The organism is Shewanella psychropiezotolerans, from assembly GCF_007197555.1.
In the GTDB taxonomy this organism is placed as follows: Bacteria; Pseudomonadota; Gammaproteobacteria; order Enterobacterales; family Shewanellaceae; genus Shewanella; species Shewanella psychropiezotolerans.
The window spans coordinates 954,434-967,065 of record NZ_CP041614.1; the positions used below are offsets into that span (position 1 = coordinate 954,434).

A 12,632-nucleotide genomic window follows, 5' to 3' on the forward strand; every position below is an offset into this window, starting at 1 on the left:
GATGATGAAAATGAAAGAAACAACAGTGAATCAAATTGTGTCACTAGCGGCGCTGGCTCTGATTGCACTACCCGTGGGGATAGCTTGCATCGTGCTGGGTTACGGCCTCGGAGATAACCCATGTATTTTATGTTGGCAAGAACGTACCGCCATGGTGTTAGTATCCTTGATTGCAATATTTATCATGCGTTACGGCCTTAAACCTAAGTATTTAGGTGCCTTGGTCTTTGCATCTGTTTATGGTTTGTGGGCAGGCTACCGCCACAGTTCAAATCATATTCTTAGGGATATTGGTCAAGGCTTCGGTCCGGCAATTTTTGGTGTGCATACCTATGTCTGGGTCATGGTCGTATTCATCGTTGTCCTGTTGTTTGCCTCTGTGCTGTTGGTGTTGCAAGGAGATCGGCTTAGTGAAAAAGAGGATAAGCATCGTTGGACGGGCCTTAACAAGACGACTGTCATGGTATTTTTGGTGGTGATTGGCTTTAATATTGTGCAGGCTTTTACCCAAACGGGCCCGTTCCCTTTCATAGGGCAAGGCGATCCGTACCGAATGTCTTTCGATAAAGATAGGATCGTCTGGTCAATGGATCATTGGCCTAAGCTTTCATCCCTCTCTGCTCGTGGTAGTTACGCGATTGAGCGCCCCGACTTTGCCGATATGGTTTCCAGTAATACGCCAATATTTGCTAATATGGCGAGTCTAGCCGCCTCAGAGTCAGTGATCTTGCCTGAAGAGATAAAAGGGCTTGCAACCGGGGTCAGCTATAGTCCGACTCGTGATATGTACGTTGTTGTGACTAGCAACAACTGGGTCTATTTCTTAAGTGGTGATTTGAAAAATGTACTGGCATCAGTATTGATCGATGGCGCCTTCTCGGTAGAGATTTCTAACCTTACTGGCGTCGTGTTCGATAGTGATTCGAGCGTACTAATTATCACAGATCATAAGAGTTTTGTTCGTCTGGCCTATGATGAAACTGCAAAATTTGAAGATAGCTATTGGTTATTTATGGATGGTACTGACGGTGTGAAAGAGCTTAAGCGTAGCCGATTTGCAACGGTTAGAGCTAAGTATAACTACATTGGTAGTTTGGGGTGGGATGTACAAAAGCAAGAGTATCTCACTATCACTTTGCCAGTTAAGGTGCGTAATAACTTTATTGTTTCACGATTAAGTGGTGAAGATTTTGAACTCAATAGTGAAGCGAAAATAGGTAATACTGCTGGTGAATATCCTATGATCACAGGTTTAGTGGTAGCTGAGAATAAGGCGTACCTGCTTAATCACAGTGGCAATCAGATTTTGGTTATGGATATGGAAAATAATAACTTGGAAGCTGCAATGGATTTCTCTGAGATTGAAAACCCACAGGGATTGACTTTAGTTAGTGGGCAATATGTGGTTCTCAGTGGTGTCGAGGGTAGTAATAGCCTGACCTTTTTTAAATAACCTATCAAGGAAGATCATTATAATGAGCCTATGAAAATCGATTCATGGGCTCATTGATGACTAATTTTATATAAGTAGGAGGGTATTAGCTTTTATTTTAGTTTGTAAATCACTTCGACTCTGTCTCGAATGGTGACTTGGCCTTGTTGATAGCTTTCGGCTACGTCATAGCTAGGACCGGCGTTCATGCGTAACATCACAGGCTGAACCGGGCGTTGATCTAAGTAACGGATCTCCCAGATCCCCTGGATCTTTTCACCGAACCCTTCGGCGAGTTTCTTGGCTTTCTGCTGAGCATCCTTGATGGCTGCCAGACGAGCCTTATCTATATATTCCTCCTCCTTGCTTGTCTTGAGCGCTATGTTATTTATTCGGTTGATGCCCTCTTCGAGCGCCGAGTCTAAGATCTTATTGAGGTTGGACAGATCATCGACTGTGACAATTAATCTACGGCTTGCGCTATAGCCTGTTAACTCGGCGGGCTTGTCTTTCTGATAATGATATTGTGGCTGCAGGTTCAGGTTGGCGCTCTGGATCTTGTTTCTCGAAATACCAGCCAACTTTAAGCGGGCAATAAATTTGGCAACGGCCAGGTCTGAGCTGTCTTTCGCGGCCTTGGCAGTCTTCTCCTTAATTGTGACTTCGACATTGATCTCAGCCATATCGGCATCAACCTGGAGTTGGCTACTTCCCACCGTTTCCAAATGAGGGAAACTTAGCTCTGCAGCTTGAATGAGGGGAGAGACAAAGATAAGGCTGCTCGATACCAGTGCGGCTAAAAGTGTTTTATTCATGGTTTTCGACTCCAATCTTAGAAATAAAAAGTTAAATACGAGTTCTGAAGTTATAAACGCAAGGAAAACAGAAAAGGGTTTTATTTTTTATCTTTTGTTTGCTGCCATTATTTTTAGCGCTAAGGGAGTGCTGCCATAGTCATCTAGTGTACGGCTAGCTGAATTCCACCTATTTATGATTAATGCAACCAATGCATCAAATTGTTACCTCCAGCCATAATAGATTGTCTTTCTAAGGTTAGGATATCAATATGTTACTACTTGGTTGCTGGTTTGTTTGGTTTCGTTTTCTTTGACTATACTATGGCTAACGGTGACTAGCTGTATTTTTATCTGGGATAATTAGCGAAAGCTATGGAGGTGGTATGTATTTTATAAGAAGAAACCTGGTGTTAGGTTTAGCCATTGTCTTATGCTACCTAGCTGTCACCCTTTACACCGGAAAACTTGAAGATGTGTCCCTGTCTGATGAGGCCCATGTATATGGTACTGAACAGGCCTATGGCAGAGCCGTAGTAGATCACAGAGTTTCATTGTCTGATATTCGTGAAGTGGCTCAAGGGCAGATAGAAAGGCCATATGAAACAAAAAATATAATCACTATAAGTAGTTACAATGAGTTTTCCAGTGTGACTAATCCAGCTATGGCCGAGGTAGGTACAAATAATTTAGGCCGGGGTGTTAAAGCTAATCTGGCCAATACCAGTAGTATTAAAACTGGTGATATTAAAGGCAGTAATAACGTGAATACGCGAGCGAGTGTTACAGCTAGGCTCGAAGCCTTGAGGGAACTACACAAGGACCCTAATTACAAGGTCGAGCTTGAGAAGAGACGATTGTCCAGTGTGCTCAATACGGCTATCTTCCTCTTAGGTATTGCCATTATTTCATTGACACTTAGCGGGGATAATCAGAAGCGGGAGTTCGATGAGAAGATGATATTTTTGTCGGCGTTAATCTTAATCGATTTTGTGTTTATTGGTGGCCAATTCACCATGTTAATGCCCTTGATAGGCTTAGCCGTACTCTATAGCCGACAGTATTTAAGCACTAATTTTACCCCCCATCAGGAGTAGGTAACTTAAGTTTTGAGTCGCTATACACCACATTTTGGCTGCGGGAACCTGAGTATGGTTAAGTTGCCCCATGTTTAATGAAATCTGTAAAATGTGACCCTGAACTATTTCCTAAAGCTTACTTTACCCAGAGTAAGCTAGCCCAAAGTAAGCAATTATACAAAGCGGCTTATCATGAAGTACTAAGATCAACCGCAGAATAACAATGACATCAATATCCAATTAGCGTTCCAATTTTTGTCCACTGCCAAGCAGAGATGACTGATTGGAATGCTTATTCTTATGGGCCTGTAACGTCGGCGTTAAACCGAGATCTGGCTTGCCTATATCTCCCTGACTATAGTCACATACTCCATCGGGGAATATATTTTCTAATTGACCCTGGTAAGCCTGTATGGAGACATTACCGTATAAACCTCGCTCTATGGCATCGCCAACAGGAATACGACCACACTTGAAGATACTGCCGGCCCAAGGGCCCCCAGCCTGTACGCGAATATTGCTGTATATGGGGTATATTTTGCTGCATTTTCCTAATGGCTTATTGTTCCATTCGCCATCCCACACATCTTCCCCCTCAAATTGTACCTTTCCCTGATAATCTATGCAGGCATCGGCTAAATCTGCGGGTTTGCTGGTGATAGGATCTTTATCTTCGGAGGCTCTTATGGCCAATAGCCATTGATCAAGAAACGCTATGCCCTTATCGATAGGAATATGATCTTTATGGGATATCCAAACCACCTGATTTTCATTGTGCCCTTGATATTCCTGGATTCTTAGCCGAGTTTCGAAGGAGGCTAAGGTGTGGTGCATATTGAGATCGTCTTCTAAATAGTGACGGATCTCCAAGATAGGAAGCTCCGCCTTACCTATGAATATCTGTCCATATTTATAGCCATTGACGATCGCTTGTGGATCGGATGGTTTTCGTTTAGCAATATGGGATTTCGGCTCCGTGATATTATTGCGACTCCACAGGCTTAGCCAGATGGGGAACTTCATGCCAAAAGGAGTAAATGCCGTTTCTTTACGCATTTTATCTTGTGGCACCCAGGAACCGATATACTGATTGAGGTGAATGAACTCTTCGATGTTGATATCTCCCCTCTGCATGGCTCTCAGGCCATACTGAACACCCTCATTACCCCAAGTTGTTCGTGCAAATCCATGACGATCAGTGCCATAAATCTGAGCTAAATCTTGCCAATAGGTCCAGTTAACCTGCTCTTTTACCTTATCGGAGAAGTAAGGTTTGACGAAACCTTGCTTAGGGTTGTAGAAGAAAGTTGCGGCGATGAACCAAGAATAAACACACTCGCTGCTGCCATTGGGCATGGAGGGCCAGGCACCTGCAAACAGTTGATTGAGAGGGACTAAGAAGGTATAGGGATGGTCGAAACCATTAATACCATTCATACCCTCGATATTTTCTCTCTGCTCCCAGTCTTTCCACTTACTATTAGCGTTATCTGTGACGTTAAAGTAGTGCTGTAACAGGTCGCAATCGAGCAGGAATATCGATTGTGACACCATATCCGGAAAGCTATAAATTGGCATTAACCCATCTAAAACCCCAGTGCTGTTTTGAGCGATAAGGTATTGTGCGAGTCCGCCACCCGAGCCGCCAATGCCTAAGGTATAGAGGGGATCGCCATAGAGGGAGGTGAACTGTGCCTTGACTCTTCTAGCTGTATCTTCGGCGAGCAACATGTTATAGCTGTAGCTGGTATTGTTGCCACTGGAGGCTATGACGGCGTAGCCTTGTCTGAGCAAAGTGAGGCGTCTGTTAATGAGGCGTTCAGCCCCCATACGTCCCTGTCGAAAACCTATGCTGGCTCCGCCTTTGAATTGATAGATGAGCTTATTATTCCAATATTGCTTAGTGTCTCTGACTCCTAAGCTGGTCTCGGACACTAGCATGGTGAGAAAATAGATATAGCGGTTGATGCTACCTCTCTCTAAACGGAAGATCTCCGGGACTGGCTTACCGTCGATCTCAGTTGTCGCAATCTCAGCCCTTGCTGGTGGGTTGTCGAGATCGTAGGCTCGTATTTTATCTGTGCCTGTTAAGGTATAAAAATAGTCTATTCTTGAGGTGACCATACAGTCTTTGCTATAACCAATTATCTCGTCGTTTTCATCGTAAACTGTGACGCCATAGCCTTCTTGATTATCAACAAGGGGCTGACCCAAACCAGCATCGATTGTCATACAGTAGAAAGGGTATTGGCGCTTACCTGAGTAGAGACTATCGGCTGGGCCAACTTCACCGAGTTTGATTGGGAAAGGGAAGGTTTCTCTGGGTCTTGGAGTGAGGCTTATGTGCTTATCTACCTGTAAAAATAGGTTTTCTTGATCCATAGGCGCAATGGCAATGACCTGACGTTTTACCAGGGGATCTTGCCCACAGGCGGTTAAAATGCTTGTTAAAACAAATAATAATATCAAGAGTTTTCTGCTCATTTCTAACTCCCTTCCTTATGTAGTTCTCCTCTTAAGTCTTGTTCGATTCGATAAAAAAGCAACAATTATGTTGAAAATAGTTTAGAAAAAATCTAAAACAAAATTCACAAAAATAGTGTATATGAACGCAATATCTTTACGGGGATAGGGGCTCATATTGCGAGCCCTTTGGTGACGGGGCGTAGAGGGGATCAGTAACGGAAATGGTTTATTTTTTCGTTGACTTCGTCTACCAGTCTGGCAGAGCTGCTGCTTTCCTCTTGGGCCGAAACCGCTCCTTGAGCCAGAGATTCGGCGGCGTCATTGATGGCCACTATGTTGCGATTGACCTCCTCTGTCACTGCTGCTTGCTCCTCTGCCGCACTGGCAATCTGATGTGCCATATCCTGAATTTTACTACTCTGATTATTGACTTCATCAAGTTCAATTACGGCTTGCTTAGCATGGGTTAGGCAGGTCTGACTGAGTTCTCTGCTTTGTGACATGGTATTCACCGCTTGCTTACTCTTGCTGCGCAGGGAATCTATCATCTGTTGGATCTCGTCGGTAGAGTCTGCGGTTCGGGTTGCTAAGACTCTGACTTCGTCTGCGACCACGGCAAATCCTCGACCTTGTTCGCCGGCTCTGGCGGCTTCAATGGCCGCGTTGAGTGCTAATAGGTTGGTTTGCTCTGAGATATTGCGGATCACATCTAATATTGAGCCGATACTCTCGGTTTGTTTTTCAAGATCGATTATCTCATTGGATGCATGGTTCACATGCTCGGACAGAGACTGTAATCCATCGGCGTTGGCTTTGACTACCTCCTGGCCTCTGGAAACAGATTCCTGAGTCGTAGACACTGAATCGGCCGTGACCTGAGCATTATCGGAGACGCTGTGGGCGGTCGACGACATCTCATTAGTTGCGGTAACGACTTGTTCTATCTCCATCTGCTGCTTGCTTATCTGCTCTCTGCCGGACTCAGACAAGGCGGCATTGCGCTCGGAACTCAGGGTTAGCTCGGTCATGCTGTTGGCAACATCAGAGACGATGGAGCGAACATTAGCAATAAAGGTATTGAGGTGTGTGGCAAGCTGGCCTGTTTCGTCGCTGCGTTTAATTTTTATCTCTTGAGTTAGATCGCCACCAGACTGGGTCAACTTGGCGACCACATCAACCAACTCACGAATGGGGCGGTTGATAGAGCCGGACATAAACCAGATGAGTAGCATGCCAAAAAGAGCTGAGATAAAGCCCACGACGAGTTGGCCGTTTAGGTTAGAGGCAAAGCCTGTTTCCAGCTGCTCGACTATGTCATAAGCCTTGCTCAGTGCCAGTTCTTTTGGCACCTGTATTAGTATTTCCCATTGAGCATTGGTCCCAGTCACCGCAAATGTTTTACTGGCGATGATACTGGTGTCACTGATAGATGTTTGCTGTTTCTGTCTGGTTGATATCAGGCCGGTAATGTCTGTATTAGTGGCGACCTTACTGATGTTGTCCTTATTGGTACTGTCGGCACTGACGAGCCCTCTGGGACTGAGTATTATCACCCTGGCTGCGCCGCCATAAAGATTTTCGGCCGCTTTAGTTGCCAGTTGCTGCAGGAAGTTGAGTGAGTAATCGACCCCCACCATACCAACGTAACGACTGTTACGAATGAGAGGTGCAACAAATGAGCTGAGTAGGGTATCTACCCCCTGGACCTTATAGGAGGCGGGATCGATAACACAGGGCGCACGACTCTCCATAGGGCACAGATACCACTCGGAGTTTCTCACTCCGGTAGGAGTTAATTTTTCGGTGTAGAAGTCACTCAGAGGCTGGATATCGATCTTACCCGAGGGCGAACGTGTCCAGTAGGGGGCAAACTTTCCATCGGCTTGTGAATATTTATTGTCAGTATTATCAGCATCTGAACCATCGAACTTATCGGCTTCCCAACCTGTATAGATACCTAAGATGTCGTGATTATTTTCCACTAAATTCTTTAGCATGCTGTTGACTTGGGCGCGACTAAGCCCTGGTGCTTCAGGGAACAAGCCGCCTGCAACTGAGGTGGCAATATCCATGGCATGGTCGAAGGCTGCATTGATTTTCAGCGCCTCTTGCTGCGCCGATAAATTAATATTTTCAATGACTTGTTCCTGAGCCTGATTGAGTACGCTGGTGTGTACTTCATGGCGCAGTGATTGATTCGACAGGTAGCCATAGCCTATGATTGCCAAGGTTACCGCGAGTAAACTCGCGGTACCGAAGAGTAAGATCTGGTGTCGGATACTGGAAAATTGAATCATTGTGGCCCCTTGGATAAAATCTATCCTTTCAATACTAGTTCACTATCTTGAATTCGGGGCTTGGAAGGGAAAAATAGCATTAAACCAACACCTTTACCTTGTTTCTCTGGGCTGGGTAGGCGGGAAAATGTGGGGCCTGGTTTGTATTAAGCCACTAGTCGTTTCGAGTTAGCCGCATATTCTGTGGACTGCATCTCCTGTAAGCGGCTGAAAGTTCGTCTGAACTCGAAGCTCAATGCGCCTTCACTGTACAGTTCCTCCAGGGGGACTTCGGCTGACAGGTAGAGATTGACTCGCTGATCGTAAAGCTCGTCTATTAGGGCGATAAAGCGTCTGGCCGGGTCATCACCCACAGCATAAGAGAGTTGACGTTCGCCTGTTTCGGTGGCGATAGCGCCATCTTCTGTGCCCCTGGCGCGGATCCAGGACTTGGGGAGACCGCCGAGCACGGGAATATCGCTGACAAACAGGGTATCGAAGCGACTGGCCAGCTCAATATAGTCCAGCTGAGATCTGGGACCGTCACATAAGGCATCGAAACTAAACCAGGCCTGATTATCACTGACCTTGATGACTGGAATACTGCGGCCTAAGATCTGTATCGATTCATTGCTATAGGTGTTCTCGTCAGCTTTCGAGCCAAATAACTCATTAAATTTTGCATGCTGAGCCAAGAAGTAGATCTGCTTAAATTCCAGGGAACGCAGTCGATGATCTTCCTTGCCATCTAAGTGAAACTCGGTGCAGTGGGCCTGTAGCAAAGCAATCGTAGGCAGGAAACGGTCTCTCTGCAGCCCGCATTCATAAAGGCGGGGGATAGGTATGTTGGAGGTGGCGACTAATATAACCCCTTCTTTGTATAGGGCCTCGAACAAGGTACCGAGGATCATGGCGTCACCTATGTCTGAGACAAAAAACTCATCGAAACAGATCACCTTGCACTCTTTGGCAATGTGTTTAGCGATGCGAACTAAGGGATCTCTTTTACCTGATTCGGTTAACATGTCTTTATGTATCCGCGCCATAAACCGATGAAAGTGCAGCCTAAGCGTCAGCTCATCATCCAGTGCGTCGCAGAAAAGATCCATTAACATGGTCTTACCTCGGCCCACATCCCCCCAGAGATAGACTCCTTTAATTGAGTCAGACGGGTTTATGCCTTGAGGTGTGGTGAGTTGCTCGAACAGGGTATTGAGTAAAGCCACCGCCTGCTCTTGCTGAGGGTCGAAGCTAAAATCTAGCTGAGTGAGTTTCTGCCGATATTTAACGAGAGGAGAGAGGCTCATATTGACTGGATATATCGATTGGGGTGGGCGCAAGTATATCAGTTGTGCCGTTTTAAAGTAGGGACAACTGATATGACTTGATTCTGTTAATGTTTAGCTCTTATATCGATTGGCATTATCTGTTATCCGATAGCAGCTGAGCTACTCAAAGTAGCTTAAGGTTCAACCTTTTCAATGTGCCAGTCGGGTAATTTATCTTTTAGATCGCCACTAATTTTATCGGCATCGCCTCTGAGTAAGATGTAGGGAGGTGAGTCGAAAATAGACTGAGACATCTGCATTAGCTGCTTGCCGGTCAATTCTTTTATCTGAATCTGAATATTAGCTAAGTCTTGGCTGCTGCGTTTGAGTGTCAGTTGTTTAATATACTGTATCTTACTCGAGTACTGGGACTGCATGGTTAGCGTGTACTTACTTTTTTCATAGGTCTTCAACGCCATTAGCTCGGCGCTTGTAACTTCTTGTTCGGTAGTGAGTTGAAGGTGAGCTAAAATACCAGCTACAAATGCACCTGTGTGTTGCAGTTGTGTGCTGCCATAATATTTGAGTGTACGCGACTGAGGGTTATCGAAACAGCGGCCATAGATGCCATAAGTCAGCCCTCGTTTTTCTCTTAAGTCGTAGTAGAGGCGACCGGAAAAACTGCGACCTAACCAATCGGCGAGTAACTGGCAGCTTAGAGGATGGCTAGACGAGAAGTCATTCTTCATTGTGTCAGAATTAGAGCCAGAACTCGAAGCTGAAAGTGGCAGTCTATATCCCACTCTCACCTGCGTCTGCACGGCTCCAGGCGCATCTATCAAGTAGATTATCTTGTCTGTGTTGATAAAAGACTCTGCAGCTGTATCTGTCGCTTGTGCTACTTTGACTAAAGCCGCAGCATCTTCTCTTCCTGCATGCCCGTCTTTAGCTGCAACAGGAGAAGACCTGGTTAACAGTTTAGCAAGCCGCTTAGCCCCTTCTATTAAGAATTCCTGAGTAAGAATATTGGATTGGGCAAGATCGGATACTCGATGATTCGCGGGCAGCGACATAAACAGATGCCATCTAGCGCCTGCTCGCATCTCTCGCTGTAGCTTTGATAGCCTGCTAAGGCTTAGCTCATCTTGCAGTACTAAGTTGTTGAGTGCCTGATTATAAGGATGCTTATTTCCTAATATTATATTGGCCCATACTTTATCAATTTCTGCACCGCTATAGGCATTGATATGCTTATTGAGCTTTAGCTTTCTACGGACATTATCGATATCAACATGCTCAAATGCCGAATCCTGCCAACTATCATTGAGTATGCTCAGTGATTGTGGTAATTCCTCAGCTGGGCAGGCCATCTTTATGCTAATGCTGTGCATTCCCGCTCTTATTCGAAGGCTCTCGATACATGAGATTGGATGCTGAGACGCTAACCAGATTGCGCGCTCATTGAGTGCGGTATTGAGAATATCTATGTTATTAAAGGGCTGGTCTGAATTTATCAGTACCAGCTCGACATAATTAAGCTCTGATGGGCTAGGCGGGAAGAGGTGCAGGGTAAAATCAGTCGTCAGAGGATGAACTTGAGGTGCCCATGACTCGGTACCCGAGTTCAATTCAGGTTTGACTCTATGTAGCTGCGGCGCTCCTTCGAGTAGGTTAAATGTCGGTGTGACTGGTGCTTGCTCGTCGGTGAACACTAACTTGGTCTGTTGGCAGCCTAGAAGCGGCAGTAACAGCAAGATGCTAAGCAGGTATCTTGGCGAGTTAATGCTATGTTTATTAAAGCAGATCATAAGACGCTATCCTCTAAGCTGTCGGTTAGCCCACCGGGAAGCCATTCCAGTAAGGTTTTACCCCATCTGACATACCAAGGTGGTAGCAGGTCTAGCCTGACATAGCCATGATTAAAGTAGCGACCGGCTACCCTCTGCATATCGGCCGTTGTCACCGCATTGATGCGTTCCCAGGGGCCAGTTAGAGGAACAAGGCGATCTTGAGGTAATGTTGCCGATAGGGCTCTTGCTAATGCTGAAGGGCTATCGACTTGCCTGAGTTTAAGGTTGAGCCATTCGGCCTTCAAGTGGTCCAAATCACTCTCGCTTATTCCTTGGCTACTTAGCTGATTTATCATCTGCTCAATATTCCCCGCCAGCTTGTCTAGGGAGGTCTTTGCCCTCGGCACTATGACCAGGTTGGTGACTCCCATATGCTCCATGGACAAGGGTATCGAGTAGGTGAGTAGTTGCTCCGGATCCTTCAAGCCACTCTGCTTGATGATGCTATTTCGATTTTGAAACAGGTAGCCTTCGAGTAAAGTGACGGCGGCGGCATCGCGATTAGCTTGTCCTACCGTATGCCAGGCAAGCAGTAATGCGGGCCAGGGACCCCGGTTATCGACTATCTCTGCGCGAACAGATTTGTTGTCAAAAATGTACTCTTGATGAGCGTTAATGGGTGTGGAAGCTTTAGCCCAGTCACCGAAGAGTGATTGAATCCATTCTGTGGTCTGCGGCGGAAGGCCACCGACTATGCTGAGCTGCATTGCGTCGGGGCGATAATGGTTTTGATGGAACTGGTTCAGGCTGGTTGGCGTCGATTGCGCTATATCTTGTTTAGAGCCGATGACCGCGTGTTGATAGGGCGTGCCTTGGGCTTGCTTTAAGAGAAACTCCATCGCTTGGCGTACATAGGGCTGATTATCTATGCTGGTAGCCATCTCCTCTAACACGGTCGCCTGCTGATTTGTGACTGTCTCTTGAGTTAAGGCTGGGCGAATGAAGCGGTCGGCTTCTAGCCATAGGGCGAGCTCGAGTGCTGCAGATGGAATAGTCAGATAGTAGTTGGTGAAATCGAAGAAGGTGGAGGCATTGAATTGCCCACTGAGTGAACTCATCGTCTGGGCGTAGCTGTCGCCGGGGGCATTTTTACTGCCCTTAAACAGCATGTGTTCAAAGAGATGCGCATAACCGGTTTGTCCCGGCGCTTCATCCCTGGAGCCGACACTGAACTGGCTGGCAATAGACACACTCAAGGTGTTATCCATGGGGAGTAATCTGATCTGGAGCCCATTGTCTAACGTTTGGTAACTGATCTTCTGCTCTAGATGGTAAAGAGGCGCAGCCAGCTGCTCCAGGTTCAACTCTTCAGCCAAGGTGTTCGGGCTGATAAAAGCGTATAGGCACAAAGAGTAAGCTAGCAGACAATATTTTAGACTGAATTCCGTTTTCATGTTATCGCTTAATCTGGCTGTTATAGGCTATTTTATAACAGCTTTTTATCCAGTAGATCTAGCCTTCTATGCT

Annotated in this window: 8 protein-coding genes; 2 read left to right on the top strand and 6 right to left on the bottom strand. The window is 46.0% G+C overall.

The genetic code is table 11. From position 1 onward, the window contains the following. The first annotated feature begins 1 nt into the window (after window position 1). Window positions 2–1,453: a disulfide bond formation protein B gene (locus FM037_RS04220; RefSeq protein ID WP_227992657.1), complete on the top strand. Its 1,452-nt coding sequence runs from the start codon at window positions 2–4 to the stop codon at window positions 1,451–1,453. A gap of 92 nt (window positions 1,454–1,545) precedes the next feature. On the opposite strand, the gene FM037_RS04225 is transcribed toward FM037_RS04220, so the two are convergent. Continuing rightward, entirely contained in the window at window positions 1,546–2,247 is a 702-nt protein-coding gene (locus FM037_RS04225) for an oxidative stress defense protein (protein WP_144044975.1), read from the bottom strand. Between the two features lie 365 nt (window positions 2,248–2,612). Here FM037_RS04225 and FM037_RS04230 point away from each other — a divergent pair, with 365 nt between their 5' ends. Continuing rightward, complete coding sequence (locus tag FM037_RS04230) at window positions 2,613–3,323, top strand: hypothetical protein (RefSeq protein WP_144044976.1); 711 nt, start codon at window positions 2,613–2,615, stop codon at window positions 3,321–3,323. A gap of 222 nt (window positions 3,324–3,545) precedes the next feature. Here the strand turns inward: FM037_RS04230 and FM037_RS04235 are convergent, their stop codons facing one another. From FM037_RS04235 to FM037_RS04255, 5 genes are all read right to left on the bottom strand, one after another. Further along, window positions 3,546–5,789, bottom strand: a complete 2,244-nt coding sequence (locus FM037_RS04235) for a DUF6351 family protein (protein WP_144044977.1) — start codon at window positions 5,787–5,789, stop codon at window positions 3,546–3,548. A 191-nt stretch (window positions 5,790–5,980) separates the two neighbouring features. Beyond that, the gene (locus FM037_RS04240; protein ID WP_144044978.1) at window positions 5,981–8,068 is read right to left on the bottom strand and encodes a methyl-accepting chemotaxis protein; all 2,088 of its coding nucleotides are present in this window, start codon (window positions 8,066–8,068) and stop codon (window positions 5,981–5,983) included. A 146-nt stretch (window positions 8,069–8,214) separates the two neighbouring features. Continuing rightward, on the bottom strand, window positions 8,215–9,354 hold the full coding sequence (gene zapE / locus FM037_RS04245; protein WP_144044979.1) for a cell division protein ZapE: 1,140 nt from the start codon (window positions 9,352–9,354) through the stop codon (window positions 8,215–8,217). A gap of 155 nt (window positions 9,355–9,509) precedes the next feature. Further along, a complete protein-coding gene (locus FM037_RS04250) occupies window positions 9,510–11,123 on the bottom strand; it encodes an insulinase family protein (RefSeq protein WP_144044980.1) in 1,614 nt (537 codons plus the stop codon). Beyond that, window positions 11,120–12,559 (bottom strand): M16 family metallopeptidase, encoded by a 1,440-nt coding sequence (locus FM037_RS04255; protein WP_144044981.1) that lies wholly within the window; start codon window positions 12,557–12,559, stop codon window positions 11,120–11,122. The genes FM037_RS04250 and FM037_RS04255 overlap by 4 nt, the downstream gene beginning before the upstream one ends. Window positions 12,560–12,632: the final 73 nt, after the last annotated feature.

Bases quoted from the DNA above. Each gene is read 5' to 3' on its own strand.
- FM037_RS04220 (WP_227992657.1), top strand. From the start codon at position 2: ATGATGAAAATGAAAGAAACAACAGTGAATCAAATTGTGTCACTAGCG.
- FM037_RS04225 (WP_144044975.1), bottom strand. From the start codon at position 2,247: ATGAATAAAACACTTTTAGCCGCACTGGTATCGAGCAGCCTTATCTTT.
- FM037_RS04230 (WP_144044976.1), top strand. From the start codon at position 2,613: ATGTATTTTATAAGAAGAAACCTGGTGTTAGGTTTAGCCATTGTCTTA.
- FM037_RS04235 (WP_144044977.1), bottom strand. From the start codon at position 5,789: ATGAGCAGAAAACTCTTGATATTATTATTTGTTTTAACAAGCATTTTA.
- FM037_RS04240 (WP_144044978.1), bottom strand. From the start codon at position 8,068: ATGATTCAATTTTCCAGTATCCGACACCAGATCTTACTCTTCGGTACC.
- zapE (WP_144044979.1), bottom strand. From the start codon at position 9,354: ATGAGCCTCTCTCCTCTCGTTAAATATCGGCAGAAACTCACTCAGCTA.
- FM037_RS04250 (WP_144044980.1), bottom strand. From the start codon at position 11,123: ATGATCTGCTTTAATAAACATAGCATTAACTCGCCAAGATACCTGCTT.
- FM037_RS04255 (WP_144044981.1), bottom strand. From the start codon at position 12,559: ATGAAAACGGAATTCAGTCTAAAATATTGTCTGCTAGCTTACTCTTTG.